Annotated in this window: 18 protein-coding genes and 2 pseudogenes; 10 read left to right on the top strand and 10 right to left on the bottom strand. The window is 70.4% G+C overall.

The window, feature by feature from the left end:
• The 5 genes and pseudogenes from CCN51_RS58090 to CCN51_RS31665 all read right to left on the bottom strand — a co-directional run.
• A pseudogene (locus tag CCN51_RS58090) lies at positions 1 to 163 on the bottom strand (ABC transporter); the annotation flags it as partial.
• Positions 164 to 244: 81 nt separating this feature from the next.
• Positions 245 to 1090 carry a DUF4097 family beta strand repeat-containing protein gene (locus tag CCN51_RS31650; protein ID WP_014177621.1) on the bottom strand — a complete coding sequence of 282 codons (846 nt, stop codon included), beginning with the start codon at positions 1088 to 1090 and terminating at the stop codon, positions 245 to 247.
• Between the two features lie 102 nt (positions 1091 to 1192).
• Positions 1193 to 1711, bottom strand: a complete 519-nt coding sequence (locus tag CCN51_RS31655; RefSeq protein ID WP_014177620.1) for a toxin-antitoxin system HicB family antitoxin — start codon at positions 1709 to 1711, stop codon at positions 1193 to 1195.
• A 224-nt stretch (positions 1712 to 1935) separates the two neighbouring features.
• The gene (locus CCN51_RS31660; protein WP_014177619.1) at positions 1936 to 2964 is read right to left on the bottom strand and encodes an LLM class flavin-dependent oxidoreductase; all 1029 of its coding nucleotides are present in this window, start codon (positions 2962 to 2964) and stop codon (positions 1936 to 1938) included.
• 12 nt (positions 2965 to 2976) lie between these two features.
• Positions 2977 to 3912, bottom strand: coding sequence for a helix-turn-helix transcriptional regulator (locus tag CCN51_RS31665; RefSeq protein WP_014177618.1), 936 nt, complete (start codon positions 3910 to 3912; stop codon positions 2977 to 2979).
• A gap of 148 nt (positions 3913 to 4060) precedes the next feature.
• Here CCN51_RS31665 and CCN51_RS31670 point away from each other — a divergent pair, with 148 nt between their 5' ends.
• The 3 genes from CCN51_RS31670 (at position 4061) to CCN51_RS31680 (ending at position 5787) form a co-directional block, all read left to right on the top strand.
• On the top strand, positions 4061 to 4651 hold the full coding sequence (locus tag CCN51_RS31670) for a short chain dehydrogenase (protein WP_014177617.1): 591 nt from the start codon (positions 4061 to 4063) through the stop codon (positions 4649 to 4651).
• Between the two features lie 85 nt (positions 4652 to 4736).
• On the top strand, positions 4737 to 5123 hold the full coding sequence (locus CCN51_RS31675) for a hypothetical protein (protein ID WP_014177616.1): 387 nt from the start codon (positions 4737 to 4739) through the stop codon (positions 5121 to 5123).
• Positions 5098 to 5787, top strand: a complete 690-nt coding sequence (locus tag CCN51_RS31680; RefSeq protein WP_014177615.1) for a cysteine hydrolase family protein — start codon at positions 5098 to 5100, stop codon at positions 5785 to 5787. The genes CCN51_RS31675 and CCN51_RS31680 overlap by 26 nt, the downstream gene beginning before the upstream one ends.
• Before the next feature lie 1064 nt (positions 5788 to 6851).
• Here CCN51_RS31680 and CCN51_RS31685 read toward each other — a convergent pair.
• Positions 6852 to 7430 (bottom strand): TetR/AcrR family transcriptional regulator, encoded by a 579-nt coding sequence (locus CCN51_RS31685; protein ID WP_086860389.1) that lies wholly within the window; start codon positions 7428 to 7430, stop codon positions 6852 to 6854.
• A gap of 91 nt (positions 7431 to 7521) precedes the next feature.
• On the opposite strand from CCN51_RS31685, the gene CCN51_RS31690 reads away from it, so the two are divergent.
• Positions 7522 to 7968 carry an anthrone oxygenase family protein gene (locus CCN51_RS31690; RefSeq protein ID WP_014177612.1) on the top strand — a complete coding sequence of 149 codons (447 nt, stop codon included), beginning with the start codon at positions 7522 to 7524 and terminating at the stop codon, positions 7966 to 7968.
• A 99-nt stretch (positions 7969 to 8067) separates the two neighbouring features.
• On the opposite strand, the pseudogene CCN51_RS59705 reads toward CCN51_RS31690, so the two are convergent.
• Positions 8068 to 8191 (bottom strand): annotated as a pseudogene (locus CCN51_RS59705) (transposase); the annotation flags it as partial.
• An 82-nt stretch (positions 8192 to 8273) separates the two neighbouring features.
• Between CCN51_RS59705 and CCN51_RS31700 the strand changes: the two are divergent.
• On the top strand, positions 8274 to 8942 hold the full coding sequence (locus CCN51_RS31700) for a class I SAM-dependent DNA methyltransferase (protein WP_043487122.1): 669 nt from the start codon (positions 8274 to 8276) through the stop codon (positions 8940 to 8942).
• A 58-nt stretch (positions 8943 to 9000) separates the two neighbouring features.
• Here CCN51_RS31700 and CCN51_RS31705 read toward each other — a convergent pair whose 3' ends face one another.
• A complete protein-coding gene (locus CCN51_RS31705) occupies positions 9001 to 9522 on the bottom strand; it encodes an ATP-binding protein (protein WP_014177610.1) in 522 nt (173 codons plus the stop codon).
• 128 nt (positions 9523 to 9650) lie between these two features.
• Between CCN51_RS31705 and CCN51_RS31710 the strand changes: the two genes are divergently transcribed.
• A complete protein-coding gene (locus CCN51_RS31710; protein WP_043487120.1) occupies positions 9651 to 10505 on the top strand; it encodes a helix-turn-helix domain-containing protein in 855 nt (284 codons plus the stop codon).
• A 12-nt stretch (positions 10506 to 10517) separates the two neighbouring features.
• Entirely contained in the window at positions 10518 to 10724 is a 207-nt protein-coding gene (locus CCN51_RS31715) for a DUF397 domain-containing protein (RefSeq protein WP_014177608.1), read from the top strand.
• A gap of 14 nt (positions 10725 to 10738) precedes the next feature.
• On the opposite strand, the gene CCN51_RS31720 is transcribed toward CCN51_RS31715, so the two are convergent.
• Both CCN51_RS31720 and CCN51_RS31725 read right to left on the bottom strand, forming a co-directional pair.
• The gene (locus tag CCN51_RS31720; protein WP_014177607.1) at positions 10739 to 12205 is read right to left on the bottom strand and encodes an FG-GAP-like repeat-containing protein; all 1467 of its coding nucleotides are present in this window, start codon (positions 12203 to 12205) and stop codon (positions 10739 to 10741) included.
• A gap of 174 nt (positions 12206 to 12379) precedes the next feature.
• On the bottom strand, positions 12380 to 14194 hold the full coding sequence (locus CCN51_RS31725; RefSeq protein WP_043487118.1) for a bifunctional metallophosphatase/5'-nucleotidase: 1815 nt from the start codon (positions 14192 to 14194) through the stop codon (positions 12380 to 12382).
• 279 nt (positions 14195 to 14473) lie between these two features.
• Between CCN51_RS31725 and mshD the strand changes: the two genes are divergently transcribed.
• From mshD to CCN51_RS31740, 3 genes are all read left to right on the top strand, one after another.
• Positions 14474 to 15409: a mycothiol synthase gene (gene mshD / locus CCN51_RS31730; protein ID WP_043487115.1), complete on the top strand. Its 936-nt coding sequence runs from the start codon at positions 14474 to 14476 to the stop codon at positions 15407 to 15409.
• A 290-nt stretch (positions 15410 to 15699) separates the two neighbouring features.
• The gene (locus CCN51_RS31735; protein WP_014177604.1) at positions 15700 to 17961 is read left to right on the top strand and encodes an RNA degradosome polyphosphate kinase; all 2262 of its coding nucleotides are present in this window, start codon (positions 15700 to 15702) and stop codon (positions 17959 to 17961) included.
• Positions 17962 to 18049: 88 nt separating this feature from the next.
• Positions 18050 to 18459, top strand: a 410-nt coding sequence (locus CCN51_RS31740; protein WP_143675938.1) for a CHAD domain-containing protein, incomplete at its 3' end; no start/stop codon positions are given.

Genomic DNA, 18459 nt, shown 5'->3' on the forward strand with positions numbered 1-18459 from the left:
TCTTGCCGGCGCCGTTCGGGCCGAGCAGTGCGAACACCGAGCCGGCCGGGATGTGGAGATCGATGCCGTCGAGGACGGTCTTGTCGCCATACGACTTGCGCAGACCGACGGTGGAGATGGCGGCCGGTGCCGGGTGACCGCCGCTCTGCCTGGATGTGGGCATGACAGATGAAGGCATGGGGCCCTCCCAATCGAAGGCTGAAGTGTTTGAGGGGGGTGAGGTGAGGCGGGTTCTTCTGGGGGGTCAGGCCTGGGCGCGGCGGATGTCGATGTTGCCGTGGCGGGTGCGGGCGCGGACCTCGACGGTGTCCTGGGCCTTGTCCGGGCTCTCGGAGGTGGTGAGGGTGTTGCGGACCTGGCCGGAGCCGGAGTTGGCGTCGAGCCAGGCGGCGGTGCCTTCGCGGATGCCGACCTCGATGGAGCCGTAGGAGGTCTCCAGCTGGACGGTGCCGCGGGTGACTTCGGCGACGCGCAGGGTGCCGTGGGCGGTGGTGGCGGCCACCGAGCTCTCGGCGCGGTCGATGCTGATGTCGCCGTGGGAGCCGCTGACCCGCAGGTCGCCGGTCGCGGTGCCGACCGTGGTGGTGCCGTGGGAGTTCTTCAGGACGGCGGAGCCGTCGATGGTGCCGACGCGCAGGCTGCCGGAGCTGGTGGTGATCTCGGCGGTGCCCTCGATGCGGTCCACGGCGATCGAGCCGTGGGAGGCGGTCAGCTGGAGCGGGCCGGTGGCCTCGAGGCGGACGTCGCCGGCGGAGGTCTTGACCCGGACTTCGCCGAGCCGGCCGTCGCCGAACACCTGGGTCCAGGCGCCGGTCATGTCGATCCGCGAGCCGGTGGGCAGTTCGACCGTCACATCGACGATGCCGGGCCGGCGGAGCGAATTCCGCGCCTTGGGGGTCCGGACGGTCAGGGTGCCGCTCGCGTAGGTGATCTGGGCCTGCTCGGCGGCCCGCACGTCCCGGTCCTGCTTGGGGTCGCGGGGCCGCGCCTCGACGACGGTCTCAAGGCGGTCGCCCGCGATGAACTGGATGGAACCGGCCTCCACGTGGGCGGTGACGGAGATCGCTTCGGGAGTGTCGAAAGAAGGCATGGCTGTACCGTCCTCTTGAGTCTTGGTGGCGTCCTCGCAGGTGGGACGCGGTGTGGATGAAGTCGTGTGGGGCGGGTGAGGTGGTGCGGGCAGGGGGTGCGGCTAGCGCACCCAGCCCGTGAAGCTCTGTCCGATGCTCTTGGTCTTCTGTGCCGTACGCGGCGCGGTGCCGCCCTCGACCGCGGCTGAGACGGCGCGCACCAGCCAGGCGTTGACCGACAGGCCCTCGCGGGTCGCGGCCTCTTCGGCACGGGCCTTGAGGTGGGCGGGCAGGCGCAGGTTGACGCGGGCGGTGCCGCCCTCGTCGCCCTCGGCGGGGGTCGGGGGCCTGAGGGGTTCGACGGGCGCGGCCGGCTGTGCGGGGGCGCCGCTGTCGGTGGGCGGTGGTGTCACGACGAAGTCGGGGTCCAGCCCGCGCAGCCGTAGGTCGACGGAGCCGGGGGCGAGTTCGCGGGTGATCTCGTCCATTGCGGCGGAGAGCACGTTGAGCATGGTCAGCCGGGTCGCCGACTCCAGGGGAGCGGTGAGCCGTTCGGCCAGCTCGCGGGCATCGTCCCCGCCGGCTTCGGCGGCCACCGCGAGTTCACGGCGGAGGTTGTCGACATACGGGGTGAGGTCCATGACGTCATCATGGCATCACTGTGGCGCCATATGCAAGCCCCGACGGTGCCTCGTGGGGGTGAACTTAAGGATGGCCGCTCTGACCTGCGGAAATGAGAAGGGGGCTACCTGGTTCATTGTGGTGCCACACGTGCTCGCACCGCTTTGGAAGCCTGGAATGGCGCCGGATGGCGCCTGATGGCGCCAAGCCGTGCCATCCGATGCCAAGTGATGCCATCGAAGGCCTAGACGGCCGCTCGCCAGCCCAGCGCCGGGCCCAGCCTGGTGGCGATGTCGGTGAGGATCTGAACGTAGTCCTCGTGCTCAAAGGTGAACGGCAGCGCGAACGCGACCTCGTCGATCTCCCGGAAGGCGGCGTGGGCGTAGAGCCGTTCGGCGATCTCGGCCGAGGTTCCGACGAGGTCCGGCGCGAACATCAGGCGGGCCGGTCCCTGTGGTGTGGCCGTACGAGGCGTGCGCTCGCGGGCGTACGCCTCGTACTTGGCCCGCTGCTCCGGTGTGGCGCTGTCGGTCGGGATGACGACGAGTCCCTGGGAGACGCGGGCGCGGTCGCCGTCGGGGTGGTGGGCGCGGAAGGTCCGGATGTGCGAGAGCTGGATCTCGGCGAAGCCCTGGGGCTCCTCCGACCCCTCCGCCTTGACGACGCTGCTGGTCAGGAAGTTCATCCCGTGCTCACCGGCCCACTGAGCCGACCGCAGGCTGCCGCCGCCGTACCACAGGCGGCGGCCCAGACCGGGAGAGTGGGGCTGGACGCGGTCCGAGAAGGGCTCGAAGCCCTCGGTGCCGCTGAAGTCGGTGGCCGGTTCGCCCCGTACGAGGTCCAGCAGCCGCCGTACCCGCTCGAAGCCGAAGTCCTCGGCGTCGGCGGTGTCGGGGTAGAGCGCGTCCTTGACCCGCTCGTAGTGCATCGGCGGGCCGACGCTGACCCCCGGGTTGAGGCGCCCCCCTGACAGGATGTCGACCGTCGCCAGGTCCTCGGCGAGGCGTAGCGGATTCTCCCAGCCCAGGGGGATGACCGCTGTGCCCAGCTCGATACGGCTGGTGCGCTGCGAGGCCGCGGCCAGGACGGCGACGGGGGAGGAGATGCCGTACTGGAGATGGCGGTGGCGTACCCAGGCGCTGTCGAAACCCAGCCGCTCGCCCAGTTCGATGATCTGGAGGGTCGACTCATGGCCCTGGCGGGGGTCGGCCTCGTCGAACAGCCCGATGGTCAAGAAGCCCAGCTTCCGCAACGGTTCCGAGGTCAGCGGCACGGGGCTCCTCCATCATCCGCGGTGTGTTCTGCGTACACCGGCACCGCCCGATTCTGGCAGGCGGTTGTTGCGCGGTCCTGTCCAGAACGTGTCCGGGGACACGGCGGTCAGATCGGCGAGGAGCCGCAGCGCCTCCTCGGACGGGGAACCCGGCTCGGCGTTCATCACGGCCACCCGCTGCCCCTCGTCCTCCGGGAGCGCCAGCAACTCGCACATCAGCGTCATGGTGCCCACCACGGGATGGCGGTAGGTGCGAGCGGCGGTGCCGCAGTCGCCCACCGTATGCGCGGCCCACAGCCTGGCGAACTCCGCGCTCTCCACCGTCAGTTCGCCGATCAGGCCCGTCAGCGCGGGGTCGCCCGGGTAACGCCCGGCGATCAACCGCAGATCGGCGACGGTGGAGCGGGCCTTGCGGAGCCAGTCGGCGTACAGCTCGCGCGTGTGTGGGTCGAGGAAGAGCAGGCGGGCGATGTTGGGGCGCTCGGCCGGGCGGTTCGGCGCGTCGAAGTCGAGGTGTCCGGCCATCAGGGCATGGGCCATCCGGTTCCATGCGAGCACATCGCAGAAGCGCCCCATGACCAGCGCGGGCACATCCCCGAACGACTCGATCATCACGCGCACCCCCGGCCGCACCTGCTCCGGCCTGGCCGCCCGGCGACGGGCCCTCGGCTTCGGCCGGGCCAGCGAGTACAGATGGGCCCGCTCGGCCTCGTCCAGCCGCAGCACGCGGGCGACGGCGTCCAGCACGGCGTCCGAGGCGTTGGGGCTCTGCCCCTGTTCGAGCCGTGTGTAGTAGCCCGCGCTCACCCCCGCGAGCTGCGCCAGCTCCTCCCGCCGCAGCCCTGGCACCCGGCGCCGTCCCCCGTACGACGGAAGCCCCGCGTCCTCGGGCCGCAGCCGCCCCCGCCGCGACCGCAGGAACTCGCCCAGCTCCTCACGCGTGTCCATACCCCCAGTCTCGTGGACGCGCGCCCGCCGTGCCTGCACCTGCCAGGTGTAGTCACCACGGGTGTATCCCCGGCAGGGGGCTGGGTACGGCCCGCCGCCCGCCGCAGCCTGAGTAGGACCAGCATCAGCGGAACGGACGGGACAGCTAGTGAAGATTCTTGTGATCGGCGCGACGGGAACCATCGGCAGCGCGGTCGCCGACGCGTTGGCGGAGCGCCACGAGGTGCTGTGCGCCTCCCGCCGTGGCCCGGTACGGGTGGACATGGCGGACACCGCGTCGATCGACGCCCTGTTCGCGGGCGTCGGGGACGACCACCTGGACGCGGTGGTGTGCTGCGCCGCCAGTGGGGGGCTCACCCCGCTGGACGCCCCGTCGGACGAGCAGTTCTGGCGCGGGCTCGACGGCAAGCTGATCGGGCAGGTGAACCTCGTACGGCGAGCACTCGCGCACCTCCGCGACGGCGGCTCCATCACCCTCACCAGCGGGCGCTTCACCGAGCCCATCCCCGGCAGTTCGCTCGGCTACCTGGTCAACGCGGGCCTGGAGGCGTTCGTGTACGCCGCCGCCACGGAGATGCCGCGCGGCATCCGCCTGAACGCGGTCAGCCCCGGCTGGGTCCGCGAAACCCTTCTCGCCCTGGACATGGACCCCTCCATCGGCACCCCGGCGGCGGATGTCGCCCGCGCCTACGCCGACGCGGTGGAGGGCGACGCCCACGGACGGACGCTCACGGTCTGACGGGGACCGGTCCCCGCGGTCGGGGACCGGTCCCCGACCGCCCCCACTAGCGTGCGGCGCCATCGGCCCTGGGAAAGGAGACGGTATGGAGTCGGCGGCACGAATGGCGGCACTGATCGGCGTGGTCGTTGCTCTCTTCGTGCTGGGCGGCTTCTTCGCCGCCCTACGCGGTCGCCGACCGCGGTCCGAGCCCACGTACATGCCCCTGCGCTCCGCCCCCGCTTCCCCGGTCGACGAGGACACCCGCACCGACCAACTCCTGGACGAGCTCGCCGTGATCGCCAGGACCCGGGGCTTCCTGAGCATGAAAGGGAGGGACCCGCGGACCCGGGAGATCGGTGCCGAACTTGACCGGATGAACGGCATGCAGAAGATGCGCGACGTGCATAGGGTGGTCGCCGCCGAGCTCGGTGGGGTTCGCGCGCGCGAGCTGGAGGTCGCGTGGGATGGCATCGGTGACTGGCGGGGCTAGCGAGGCGCAACAGCATGCGTGGCGGATCGAGAGCCAGGAGTACGCCCGGCACGAGCAGCGTCGTGGCCGTCGCTTCGCCTTCACCCACCTGGACCCGGCCCGCACCGCGCTTGTCGTTGTCGACATGGTGCCGTTCTTCGTGTCGCAGAATCCGTACTGCCGCGGCATCGTCCCCAACATCACCCGCCTCGCCGACGCCCTTCGCGCGGCCGGCGGCACCGTCGCCTGGGTCCTGCCGGAAGTGCGCGAACGGTCCGCGGTGGCCGAGGAGTTCTTCGGTCCCGAGGTCGCCGAGACGTACCGCACCTCCGGAGGCACCGGGCCGCCGGCCGGGCGTCTGTGGCAGGACTTCACCGTGCGACCCGGCGATCTCCTGGTCGAGAAATCCGCAGCCAGCGCGTTCTTCCCGGGATGCTGCCCCCTGCCGGAGCTGTTGAAAGACCGCCGGATCGACACCGTCCTGATCACCGGCACCGTGACCAACGTGTGCTGCGAGTCCTCCGCGCGCGATGCCAGCACCCTCGGCTTCCGGGTCATCATGGTCGCCGATGCGAACGCGGCGCGCGGGGATCAAGACCACAATGCCACCCTTTACACCATCTATCGGTCGTTCGGCGATGTCCGGCCCACGTCCGAGGTGCTGGACCTGATCAACGCTGGCTGAGGTGAACGCCGCATCAGGCCGCGGCGCGGCCAGCTCGCCCCGCCGCTGGACGGCATGGTCGGATAGGCGGGCGCGGGTATCATCTCGCGCCTTCGGCGCAAAGCGGCCAGCAGCGGGAAGGGGAGGGGGCGGCGGAGGTCTCGTCGCCGTCCAGCGCCAGGGGCCGTCACCGGTCGACGGGGTGGCGGAGCGGTGTGTGGTCGCCCGGAGCGGTGGACGCCGGTCCGGTTGGGGGCCTCCCCCCGCCCCCTCTTAAAAAAGTGCTTGCTCTGCATCAAGTACTAGATCAAGCGTCTTTTTATGAGGGGGTGGGGGGCCGGCTGACCGGTCGGCCACCGCGCGGCAGCAGCTGCGGCGGAGCGCAGCGGGGCCTGTCGTGAGCTCAGCCGCCCGCCGGGTCGAGGAACCGGGACACCGGGCCAGCCGCCCCCCTTCCCTCCTCCTGCTGGCGCTTTGGACCCGGAGGGTCCGAGACGAAAGCCGCACCCGCGTGAGCCGAATGCCGCGAGACGGCGCACAGGCCCAGCGAAGCGAAGCGCAGCCAACGCGCAGCGCAGCGGAGCGGAGTGCCAGAAAGTTCGCGCAACTTGACTTAAGGCGACACGTCGGCCAGATCGTGGGGACGGGGGGATTGACGGTGGCCGCGACGTGACGCCATCCCCCGTCCGCGTCCCATTCGACCTCGGCATCTTCGTCAAGCGGAGCCACAAAGGCCAGGCGTCGGGTCGGCATGGCGGGACACTACAACTGCGGCCGCCTCAAGCCGCGATGTCGAACGCCTCCGGGTGCGAGGTGAGTTCGAAGCGCAGGAACTTGGCATTGCCCGGCCCCGTATCAGAACGCCTGACCGATGATGCCGGCCGGTACGACCCGAAGGACCGCCCATGAACAACACTGTCGCCGACCTGATGCGCCGCAACCTCCTCGACGTCTTCAACGAGCCGGATCCCGAGCGCCGCAGCGCGTCTGCGGCTGCGCCGTGTGGGCGCGAGTGACCGGAGCGGATGCCGCAGGCACGCAGCCGGGCCCGAGGACCCCGGCTGCGTGCCCGCTGGGACGGTGCGTCAGACCATGGCGAGCCGGTCCACCAGCAGCTCCGTCCTCCACTCGGTGTCCTCCGGCGGCAGTCGTCCCGCCCGGGCCAGGGTCGCCAGCCCGTGCAGGGCCGCCCAGAACACCTCGGTGAACAGTCCCGGGTGGACGCCGTCGCCGGCGACCTCGCCGAGAGTCTCCAGCAGCGCGGCGAAGGCGTCCTTCAGCGGCTCCGGAGTGTCCTCCTCCGCGAACGCCAGGCCGCCGTCGAGCAGGAACATGGCGTCGTAGACCGCGGGGTTGTGCTCGGCGAAGTCGAGATAGGCGCGGGCGAGGGCGGTGACCCGGGCGCGCGGGCCGTCCGCAGCGTAGGCCGCAGCCCGCAGGGCCGCGGCCATCTCGGCGGCGCCCTCGAGGGCGACGGCGCCGATGATCTCGCGTTTGCCGCGGAAGTGGCTGTAGAGGACGGGCTGGCTGTACTCGATGCGCTCGGCGAGGCGGCGGGTGGTGACCGCGTCCCAGCCTTGCTGCTCAGCGAGTTCGCGGGCCGTCGCCAAGATGAGGCGTTCACGGCCCGCCCGTTCGCGCTCCTTGCGTTCCCGTACCGACATGATTCGACCCTAGCGCCGCTAGACAAACGAGCGGCAGTGGATCTAGTATTGACTCACTACCTAGCGCCGCTAGGTCCCAGGAGGGGGCATCATGCTCAACGCACTCGAGGTCATCACCACCGTGGTCGTCGGCCTGATGGTGGGGGTGGAGTTCTCCGTCGCCTTCGTCATGAACCCGATCTTCAACGCCCTCCCCGAGGACAGTGGCCAACTCGGCCGCGCCCACGGGGGCCGGATGCTCGGCGCCCTGATGCCGTTCTGGTACATCGGCTCGCTCGTCCTCGTCGCGGTCTGGGCCATCGCCGGATGGCGCCACAATGGCGCCGGCCTCGTCGTCACCGCCGGCGCGCTGCTGATCATCAGCGTGATCATGTCGATCCTGCTGCTCGTCCCGATCAACAACCGGGGCAAGACATGGACCCCCGAGAACCGGCCCGCCGACTGGAAGCAGCAGATGAACCGCTGGGACCGCTTCCACTACGTCCGCGTCGCCGTCATCGTCGCCGCCTTCACCCTGCTCGTCGCCGCCCTCGCCTGAGCCCGCGGGCCGACACCGCGCTGGCGGCGCACGATCCCCGCTCCCCGGGCGGCAGCAGGCCACCGAAATCCCGACATCCGGGAATGCGACTGCCGCTGAGACCCCGCCACTGCCCGCCCGTCCGGAACCGCCACAGCACCCCTTCGAACTGCTGCCGCAGCCGCACCGGGTACGGGCCGTACTCGCCGATCGGCAGGTACGGCTCGATGAACCCCCACTCCACATCTGTGGGCGTCGCGGAGGGCTGGTGAGAGTTGACGACGCAAGCCCGTCTGTAGGCCGTCGCGCAGTCCTATCATCGGCTGATGCGCGCGCACCCTATTGATCGCCCAGCCGATCTCGACGTGGTCCGTGAGTCCTATGACCGTGTGGCCGACAACTACGCCGACATGGTGGTGACGACGGGAGTCGGCGACATCCGTCGTCATCCATGGCTCAAGGCATCAATCGATGCCTTCGCCGACACCGTGAGCGGGCTTGGGCCCGTCCTCGACGTCGGCTGCGGACCCGGAACGGTGACCGCCTACCTCGCCGAGCGCGGACTCGACGTGTCCGGGGTGGATCTCTCCCCTCGTATGATCGAGAACGCGCGCCGTCTTCATCCGCACTGCCGCTTCAGCGTCGCCTCTGCCACCGATCTCGACCTTGATGAAGCGTCCCTTGGCGGCGTGCTCGGGTGGTGGTCACTGTTCAACCTCCCCCGTGACGTCCTTCCTCAGGTTCTCGCCCTGTTCGCGCACGCCCTGAAGCCAGGCGGACACTTCATCACCGCAACACACGTCGGCGACGAAGACGCGGTGCGCACCGAGGCCTACGGAGGCGTACCCGTTCGTTGGACAACACACAAATGGCGTCCGGAACAGCTCGTGGATCTGATCGAGCAGGCCGGCCTGCAGCCGGTCGCCGAACTCCGGCTCCCCCCTGAGGAGTACAGCGGGCCGGGTCTGGTCGTCATGGCCAAGCGACCCAGCTGAGAATCAGGCGGCCGACTGACCGGCTCGCCCCCGCGCCGCAGCAGTTGCCGCGGAGCGCTCAAGCCGCGATGTCGAACGCGTCGCGGCGCGGGGTGAGTTCGAACCACAGGAGCTTTCCGTTGATGCCGAAGAGGTCGTCGGCGAGTGGGTAGCCGCCCCAGTTGTCCGCGCAGAGCCGGACGATGAGCAGGCCACGGCCGTGCGTGTCGTCGGCCTTGGCGGCGACTTCGGTGAGGGCGGCGAAGCGGTCGAGTCGGCCGGGCGGGGTGTCGAAGGGCGCGGGGATGAGCGGGTTGGTGTCCCAGATGCTGACCCGGAGACGGCTCTCGCAGAGGTGACGCAGGCGGAGTTGGGCGGGGCCGTCGGAGTGGCAGAGGGCGTTGGTCACCATCTCGCTGGTCAGCAGCTCGGCGGTCTCGGTCAGCTCGGCCATGCCGTGGCCGGACAGGACCGCCCGGAGAGTGACCCGCGCGATCCGGGCGGCCCTCGGGTCGTTGGGGAGGCGGAGGGTGTACGTCCAGGGCTGGTCGGCGTCGTCGGATGCGCTGGGGTCGGGGTTCTGCGGCGAGACGGTTGCCATGGAGTCTCCCTCGGGCGGGTGGAGTTCAGTGGGTTGGGCCCACACCGTAGAGCAGCGAGTGGTAGACCTGCTATGAAATCGGCAGCAGTGCTGCCAAATGACTTCGTGTGGGTGACAAGGGAGAGCGGATGCCGCCGAGTAATACCCCGACGTTGACGCAGCGCCGCCTTGGCACGGAGCTGCGGAAGCTTCGTGAACGAGCGGGCTTGTCCTCAACCGCTGCCGCCGCGCGGCATGGGATCATTCAGGCTCGTCTGAGCAGCATCGAGGCCGGTCGATATCCGGTGAGCGCGGATCGTGTGCGGCTCTTCGCGCGCAACTACAGCTGCGCGGAGGACGGTCTGGTAGACGCGATGGCGGAGATGACAGGCGGGCGCACACGAGGCTGGTGGGACGAGTACCGGGAGCATCTACCAGCCAGCTTCGCCGATCTGGCGGAGCTGGAGCATCAGGCTCAGGAGATCCGCGTTGCGCTGGTCATTCATATCCCCGCGCTGCTACAGACCGTTGATCACGCACGGGCAGTGTTGCGGGAAGCGGCTCCGCCGCTGAGGGCTTACGAGGTGGAGCACCGGCTGTCCCACCGGATGAAGCGCCAGGCGATTCTCCATGAGGGCAGCCCAGTGTCGTACACCGCGATCATCCACGAGGCCGCCCTGCGGATGGAGTTCGGTGGCCTGGACACCGTCCGCGCACAGCACGAACACGTCATCGCGATGAGTGAGCTGGACAACATCAACGTCCGGGTGATCCCGTTCAGTGGCGGCGGCACCTTCCCTGGGACAGGGCAATCGTTCGATTATGTCTCTGGCGCTGTGCCGCAGCTCGACACGGTGCAGCTCGACTCAGCTCACGGGTGTCAGTTCATCGACGCTGAGGCTGAGTTGGGCAAGTACAGAGCCCTTCTCGAACGGATGGAGACGACTGCCCTCAAGCCGGCTCAGTCGCGGGACTTCATCCACGGCATCATGCACAGCATGTGAAAGGTGAGAAACGTGTCCACGTATCAGTGGCGTAAGTCCTCCTACAGCGCGGACGCATCCAACTGCGTGAACGTCGCCACTGCCGACGACGGCATCGCAATACGCGAGAGCGACGAGCCCGAGGCCATCCTGACCACGACACCCGCCGCTCTCCGCGCCTTCATACGCGGCACCAAGGCCGGCCGCCTGGACCACCTCGCGGCCACCCGGTGCCCGTGACGTCACCCGTAACGTCACCCGGAAAGGGCCGCCCCAAAGGACGCCTTGACCGCCTCGTAGCCGAATGAGTCCGGGCCGAAGAGGATCGAGCCGGCCCCGGTCAGACCGTCGCCGCCGCCGTACAGCATGCTGACGGCCCCGGTGCCGCGCCACTTGCCCCGGGCGCCCACCGCGAGGTCGGCCGTCCCGTCGCCGTTGTAGTCGCCGGGGGCCATTGCGGAGCCGAACAGGTCGCCCGTCTCGGCGACGCCGACGACGCCCTTGGTGTCGAGGGACAGGGTCTGGGCCTTCGAGGCGGTCAGCCAGTTCGCGCTGCCGGGTACGACCGTGAGCGCTCCGGCGTTGGAGAAGCCGTCGCTGTCGTTGGCGTTCGGGTCGCCGATGAGCAGGTCGGCGTGGCGGTCGCCGTTGACGTCTGCGAGGCGGGCCGCGGTGCCCTGGTGGGGGTCGCCGTTCCAGACCACGGCGCCCGCTGCGTCGAGGCCGCTCGCGCTGCCGGGGAAGGTGCGCAGCAGATAGTCGTCGGGGCCGTCGGAGAAGCCGGTGTCGATGACGACGTCGGCCTTGCCGTCGCCGTTGATGTCGCCGACCACGGCCTTGTAGCCGGCGAAGGGCAACCCGACGTTGCGGCCGAGCGGTGTGCTCTTCAGGCCGGTCCTGGAGCCCGGCAGCACGCCGAGGGTGCCTTCGTCGGCGGGGTCGTCGAAGTAGGCCACGGTGACGAGGTCGTCGTAGCCGTCGCCATTGATGTCGCCGCTCGAGATGCCGCCCGTTCCGGCGCCGCCGCCGGGCGGGGTGATCCGGGTGATCTTCGGGGTGGGCGTCGAGCGCAGGTTCTTGGCCCCGAGGACGACGTCGACCTTTGTGCCGTCGACGACCGCGAGGTCCTTGCGCCCGTCGTGGTTGTAGTCGCCCAGGGCCAGTCGGCCGCCGAAGCCCTGCCGCGCCGTGACGGTGGGCGCGTGGAACGCGATGGCCTTGGTGGACAGGCCGGTTGCGGAGCCGAAGACGACGGTCACCGAACCGGCGCCCTTGACGTCGCCGATGGCCTCGCCGCTCGCGCCGACGACCAGGTCCGCGTATCCGTCGCCGTCCATGTCGCCCAGCGCGAGCGCGGAGCCGAACCGGTCACCGGCCTCCGGTGTGCCCGGGACCCCGGTGGTCGACTGGGTGAGCCCCTTGTGCCGGCTGACCTGGATGCCGTTCTTGGTGCCGTACGTCAGGGCCACGTAACCGGCCTTGGCGTACCCCTTGGTGGCGGCGTCGGGCGCCCCGACGGCGAGGTCGTCGTAGCCGTCGCCGTCCACGTCGGCGGCCTTGCCCGAACCCGCGGTGGCGGACGCCAGGTTCATGGCGTCGCTGCCGCCGCCCGGGTCGCCGGTGCTCGCGGCGATATGCGAGGTCCCCGCCAGCGCCACCCCCGTGACCACGGCGGTGACCACGGCCGTCACGGCACCTACGGACAGCAAGCGTCTGCGCATACCCGTTCCCTCTTCCGGTCGTTCGTCGTCTGGCTGGGTGAGACCAACGAGGAGGTGGAATGGTTGGGTTGACAGGGCGGCCGGAAGGTTAACGCCGTCTGAAGCAGCGCGGCCCGGCGCCCAATGGATTCCGTTGGGGGCCGGGCCGCGTCCGTAACGCTCAGCGCAGTCAGATCACTTCACGATCTTGATCCGGTCCGCCGCCGGCGGAGCCAGGGGCGAGGTGGCCGAGGAGTGGGCGCCCAGGTAGGTCGTGAAGGCGTCCAGGTCGGACTGGCCGACCAGCTTGTTCTTGCCGTCCTTGAAGGCGGGGAAGCCGTCGCCGCCGCCCGCGAGGAATTCGTTCATCGCGACGCGGTAGGTCTTGGCCGGGTCGATGGCCTCGCCGTTGAGCTTCACCGAGTCGGCGACGACGCGGTCGGCGCCGGTCTTGGTGAGGTCGAGGGTGTAGGTGAGGCCCTTGGAGACCTGGAGGATCTTCGGGGATGCCTCGTTCGAGCCGCTGACCTGCTGCTTCAGGGCGGTGATGAGCTGGGCGCCGGTGAGGTCGATGACGTTCAGCATGTTGGTGAAGGGCTGCACAGTGAAGGCTTCGCCGTATGTCACGACGCCATCGCCCTCGCTGCCGGACGCCGCGTAGGCGAGGTCGGAGCGGATGCCGCCCGGGTTCATGAGGGCGAGTTGGGCGCCGCCCTTGTCGGCGGGGGAGAGCGCTTCGAGCTGGGCGTCGGCGATGGCGTCGCCGAGCGGTGACTCGTAACCCGTGGAGCCGCGGCCGGGGATCTCGGCGGAGACGTAGCCGATGGGCCGGTTGGCGACCGGTGCGGCCAGCTTGTTCCAGCGGCCGATGAGGGCGGTCATATCGGCGGCCTTGGGCTGCTGCCGGTCGACGACGTGGTTGGCCGACTTCACCTTCGTGCGGACGATATCGCCGGTGCGGCGGTCGTAGGTGAGGGTGGTGTCGGTGTAGAGGCGGCCGAAGGAGGCGGCGGAGGTCACGGTGCGCGGGGTGCCGGAGGGGTCCGGGACGGTGCACGCGTAGGCCTGGTGGGTGTGGCCGGTGACCAGGGCGTCGACCTGCGGGGTGATCTTCTTGGCGATGTCGACGATCGGGCCGGAGATACCGGCGCCCGGGCCGGAGCTGTCGCAGTTGTAGTTGTACGAGGTGGAGGCGGGCAGCCCGCCCTCGTGGATGAGCGCGACGATCGACTTGACGCCCTTGCGGTTGAGCTCCTTGGCGTACTTGTTGATCGTCTCGACCTCGTCGTGGAACTTCAGGCCCTTGACGCCCTCGGCGGTGACGATGTCGGGGGTGCCTTCGAGCGTGACGCCGATGAAGCCGATCTTGACGCCGTTGCGCTGCCAGACGGTGTAGGGCTTGAGGATCGGCTTGCCGGTCTTCTCGTCGGTGACGTTCGCGGCGAGGTAGGGGAAGTCGGCGCCGGGGAAGGTCTTGCCGTCCTCGTAACAGCCGTCCTTGGGGTGGCAGCCGCCGTTCTGGATGCGCTCCAGCTCGGCGCGGCCCTCGTCGAACTCGTGGTTGCCGACGGCCGTGACGTCCAGGTCGAGCTTGTTGAGCGCTTCGACGGTGGGTTCGTCGTGGAAGAGGCCGGACAGCAGCGGGCTCGCGCCGATCATGTCGCCGCCGGCGGCGGTGATGGAGTACGGGTGGCCCTTGCGCGCGGTGCGCAGCGCGTTGGCGAGGTATTCGGCGCCGCCCGCGGGGATGGCCTTGGTGGTGCCGTCCGGCTGGGTCTCGGTGACGGTGCCGGAGGAGCCCTGCGGGGGCTCCAGGTTGCCGTGGAGGTCGTTGAACGACAGCAGCTGCACATCGACGGTGCGGGCCGGGCGCGGCTTGGCGGAGTCGGCGGAGTCGGCGTTCGCGCCTGCCGGGCCCGCGGCGGACAGGACTCCGGCCGCTGCGGCCAGCACGGCCGCCGCGGCGGTCAACCGGCGGGCCGCGCGGCGCCGCCCAGGTGTCGCTGGCATGTGGTTCCCCTCTTTGAACCGTTCTGTGAACCGTGGTGGTTGTGCGCGGCAGCTTACGGTCAACGCGCGTAGCGGGGCAGGGGGATCGAGGTTACGAGCTCATTGCGCGCGGGCGACCGGAGCAGAGGGGGCGGGCGTCACCCGTTCGGCGGTATGGCGGGGGCATGAGGTGTGCGGACGGTTCGGCGTGGGAGCCGGGGATCCGTCGGGCGAGTGACCCACGGACAAGGGAATGCGCGGCCGGCTGCCCGGCCAGGGCCTGGCCGTAGGCTCGGGAGCATGAATGACGTGCTGAACGAGGCGGCCGGCGCCCGCCGGATCGATGTCCTCGACGAGGTGACGCCCACCATGGCGGAGGATGTGCTGCGGCTCGTCGCGGAGGCCGCGCGCACCGACGGTCAGCAGGCCGTGTCCGAGCAGGGGCGGCTGCAGCTGCGCGGGCGGCGGGAAGGGGTGCGCCATCTGCTGCTGACCGAGGAGCCGAGCGGGAAGCTCGTGGGGTACGCGCAGTTGGAGGACACCGACCCGGTGGAGGCTCCGGCCGCGGAGCTGGTCGTGCATCCGGCGCACCGGGGGCAGGGGCACGGCCGGGCGCTGGGCGTGACGCTGCTGCGCGAGTCCGGCAAGCGGCTGCGGGTATGGGCGCACGGCGGGCACTCCTCGGCGCGCCATCTCGCGCAGGTGCTGGGGCTGACGCTGTTCCGGGAGCTGCGGCAGATGCGCCGGCCGCTGGGGCCGCCGGCGACGCTGGACATCCCCGAGCCGGTGCTGCCGGAGGGCGTGACCGTACGGACCTTCCGGCCGGGTGAGGACGAGGCCGCCTGGCTGGCGGCGAACGCGGCGGCCTTCGCGCACCACCCCGAACAGGGCTCGCTGACCCTGCGCGATCTGGAGGACCGGATGGGGGAGCCGTGGTTCGACCCCGAGGGCTTCTTCCTGGCCGAGCGGGGCGGGGAGATCGTCGGGTTCCACTGGACCAAGGTGCATGCGCAGGAGCGGCTGGGCGAGGTGTATGTGGTGGGGGTGCGGCCCGAGGCGCAGGGCGGCGGGCTCGGCCGGTCGCTGACCGCGATCGGGCTGCGGCACCTGGCGGGGCGGGGGCTGCCGACGGCGATGCTGTACGTCGACGCCGACAATTTCCCCGCCGTGGCTGTTTACGGGCGGCAGGGCTTTACGACGTACGAGACCGATCTCATGTACCGCACGGAGACCTGAGCCGGGGAGAGGGGCACGGGACCTGGGGCCGCCTGTGGGACGGTGGGCGGCGCGGCAGCGCGCGGGGCGCGGGCGGAGCGCGTCCGGCGCCCGGCGGGGGCGCCAGGTCGCCTGCGGGATGGATCGCGATTTCCTACGCGCCATGTCTCCGTTACCGGCGATTCAAACTCGGTTGCAAGCATCGCTGAATGCAGCCCGCCGTGCCGCCCACCTCGAACCGGAGGCTCCGTGCCGCTTCAGCACCGGCTTCCGGTAAGCCGTTCCCGCCTTCGGCGCGGAACAATGAGGACATGAACCACTCCAGCGGTCAGGCCCCCGCCCACGCGCAGCCCCACCCGCAGCAGCCGCAGCCTCAGCCCTCGGTCGGCTCCATCGCGGCCCACCGGCCGCATGCCGTCGCCGCGCCGCCTGTCCGGAACCTGGACCCCGACCTCGACGGCGATCTGGACTCGTACGAGGTCGACAGCGTGGACGCGGAGGGGGAGGCGCTGCCCCAGGGGCGGTTCCTCGACCGTGAGCGCAGCTGGCTGGCGTTCAACGAGCGGGTGCTCGAGCTGGCCGAGGACCCGAACACGCCGCTGCTGGAGCGGGCGAACTTCCTCGCGATCTTCGCGAGCAACCTGGACGAGTTCTTCATGGTGCGGGTCGCCGGCCTCAAGCGGCGCATCGCGACCGGAGTCGCCACCCGCTCCGCCTCCGGGCTGCAGCCCCGTGAGGTGCTGGAGCTGATCTGGACCCGGTCTCGGGAGCTCATGGCCCGGCACGCGGCCTGCTTCCAGCAGGACGTCTCGCCCACGCTGGCCGAGGAGGGCATCCACCTGATCCGCTGGCCGGATCTCACGGAGGACGAGCAGTCCCGCCTCTTCACGCTCTTCCGCCAGCAGATCTTCCCGGTCCTGACGCCCCTGGCGGTGGACCCGGCGCACCCCTTCCCCTATATCTCCGGGCTCTCCCTCAACCTCGCGGTCGTGGTGCGCAACCCGGTCAGCGGCCATGATCACTTCGCGCGTGTGAAGGTCCCGCCGCTGCTCTCGCGGTTCCTGGAGGCGTCGCCGCAGCGGTACGTACCGCTGGAGGACGTGATCGCGGCGCATCTGGAGGAGCTGTTCCCCGGCATGGAGGTGCTGGCGCACCACATGTTCCGGGTGACCCGCAACGAGGACCTGGAGGTGGAGGAGGACGACGCGGAGAACCTGCTCCAGGCCCTGGAGAAGGAGCTGCTGCGGCGCCGCTTCGGACCGCCGGTGCGGCTGGAGGTCGAGGAGTCCATCGACCCGTACGTGCTCGACCTGCTGGTGCGCGAGCTGAAGGTCTCCGAGGCCGAGGTCTATCCGCTGCCGGGGCCGCTGGACCTCACCGGGCTCTTCGGCATAGCGGCGCTGGACCGGCCGGAGCTGAAGTACCCGAAGTTCGTCGCCGGGACGCACCGGGACCTCGCCGAGGTCGAGTCTGCCTCCGCACCGGACATCTTCGCCGCGATGCGCGAGCGGGACATACTGCTGCACCACCCGTACGACTCCTTCTCGACGTCCGTCCAGGCCTTCCTGGAGCAGGCGGCCGCCGACCCCGACGTACTCGCGATCAAGCAGACGCTCTACCGGACCTCCGGCAAGTCGCCGATCGTCGACGCGCTCATCGACGCCGCCGAGGCCGGTAAGCAGGTGCTGGTCCTCGTCGAGATCAAGGCCCGTTTCGACGAACAGGCGAACATCAAGTGGGCGCGCAAGCTGGAGGAAGCCGGCTGCCACGTGGTCTACGGCCTGGTCGGCCTCAAAACCCACTGCAAGCTGTCGCTGGTGGTCCGCCAGGAAGGCGACACGCTGCGCCGCTACTGCCACGTCGGCACCGGCAACTACCACCCGAAGACGGCCCGGCTGTACGAGGACCTGGGGCTGCTGACCGCCGACCCGAAGGTCGGCACCGACCTGTCCGACCTGTTCAACCGGTTGAGCGGCTACTCCCGGCGGGAGAACTACCAGCGGCTGCTGGTCGCCCCCAGGTCGCTGCGCGACGGGCTGATCAGCCGGATCAACCGCGAGATCACCCACCACAAGGCGGGGCGGCCCGCCTACGCACGGATCAAGGTCAACTCGATGGTCGACGAGGCCATCGTCGACGCACTGTACCGGGCCTCGCAGGCGGGTGTGCCGGTGGACGTCTGGGTGCGGGGCATCTGCGCGCTGCGGCCGGGAGTGCCTGGGCTCTCGGAGAACATCCGGGTCCGTTCGATCCTCGGCCGGTTCCTGGAGCATTCGCGGGTCTTCGCGTTCGGGAACGGGGGAGAGCCCGAGGTGTGGCTCGGCAGCGCCGACATGATGCACCGCAATCTCGACCGCCGGATCGAGGCCCTGGTGCGGGTCACCGACCCGGGCCACCGCGCCTCTCTCAGCCGTCTGCTGGAGTCCGGCATGTCCGACTCCACCTCCTCCTGGCACCTGGGCCCGGACGGCGAGTGGACGCGGCACGCAACGGACGCGGACGGACAGCCGTTGCGGAACATACAGGAAACGCTCATAGACGCCCGGAGGCGACGGCGTGGTACAGCGACATGATCTGTCGTCGCCGGTCGGGGTTACGGGGGCCGGCCGGTCGCACGGCGCTCCACCCGCCGCTGCCCTCGGCCCTGGGGGGTACGACACGATGACGGACGGTGTGATGGGGGTCGACGCGGCGGCGGCAGGGACGGCGGCCGGGCCGGCGCTCGCGACGGCCACGGCGGGCGATGTGCTGTCGTGGTACTTGAACACACAGGCCGGGGACTTTCTGCGGAGCCTGCGACAGCAGCGCGAGAGCGGAGCGGACGCCGAGGAGGCGGCCGAGGCCGCCCGGCTGCTGCGCCGCTGCGCGCGGCGGATCAGCGGCACGCTGTGGGTCTACCGGCCGATCACCGACACCGCGTGGGCGGATCAGCTCCGCACCGAACTGGTGTGGCTGTCCGGCACGCTCGCGCTGGAGCACGCCTACGCGGCGCGTCTGACCCGGCTGCGCGGCGCCCTGCACCGGCTCTCGGGCGCGGGCGCCCCGGCGGACGGGGCGCCCGCGCCCGAGAG

Origin of the sequence: Streptomyces milbemycinicus (genome assembly GCF_002154605.1) — a bacterium.
Taxonomy (GTDB): domain Bacteria; phylum Actinomycetota; class Actinomycetes; order Streptomycetales; family Streptomycetaceae; genus Streptomyces; species Streptomyces milbemycinicus.

Bases quoted from the DNA above. Each gene is read 5' to 3' on its own strand.
- CCN51_RS31710 (WP_043487120.1), top strand. From the start codon at position 9,651: ATGCCGCCGAGTAATACCCCGACGTTGACGCAGCGCCGCCTTGGCACG.
- CCN51_RS31725 (WP_043487118.1), bottom strand. From the start codon at position 14,194: ATGCCAGCGACACCTGGGCGGCGCCGCGCGGCCCGCCGGTTGACCGCC.
- CCN51_RS31685 (WP_086860389.1), bottom strand. From the start codon at position 7,430: ATGTCGGTACGGGAACGCAAGGAGCGCGAACGGGCGGGCCGTGAACGC.
- CCN51_RS31735 (WP_014177604.1), top strand. From the start codon at position 15,700: ATGAACCACTCCAGCGGTCAGGCCCCCGCCCACGCGCAGCCCCACCCG.
- CCN51_RS31650 (WP_014177621.1), bottom strand. From the start codon at position 1,090: ATGCCTTCTTTCGACACTCCCGAAGCGATCTCCGTCACCGCCCACGTG.
- CCN51_RS31655 (WP_014177620.1), bottom strand. From the start codon at position 1,711: ATGGACCTCACCCCGTATGTCGACAACCTCCGCCGTGAACTCGCGGTG.
- CCN51_RS31690 (WP_014177612.1), top strand. From the start codon at position 7,522: ATGCTCAACGCACTCGAGGTCATCACCACCGTGGTCGTCGGCCTGATG.
- CCN51_RS31705 (WP_014177610.1), bottom strand. From the start codon at position 9,522: ATGGCAACCGTCTCGCCGCAGAACCCCGACCCCAGCGCATCCGACGAC.
- CCN51_RS31720 (WP_014177607.1), bottom strand. From the start codon at position 12,205: ATGCGCAGACGCTTGCTGTCCGTAGGTGCCGTGACGGCCGTGGTCACC.
- CCN51_RS31675 (WP_014177616.1), top strand. From the start codon at position 4,737: ATGGAGTCGGCGGCACGAATGGCGGCACTGATCGGCGTGGTCGTTGCT.
- CCN51_RS31680 (WP_014177615.1), top strand. From the start codon at position 5,098: ATGGCATCGGTGACTGGCGGGGCTAGCGAGGCGCAACAGCATGCGTGG.
- mshD (WP_043487115.1), top strand. From the start codon at position 14,474: ATGAATGACGTGCTGAACGAGGCGGCCGGCGCCCGCCGGATCGATGTC.
- CCN51_RS31665 (WP_014177618.1), bottom strand. From the start codon at position 3,912: ATGGACACGCGTGAGGAGCTGGGCGAGTTCCTGCGGTCGCGGCGGGGG.
- CCN51_RS31700 (WP_043487122.1), top strand. From the start codon at position 8,274: ATGCGCGCGCACCCTATTGATCGCCCAGCCGATCTCGACGTGGTCCGT.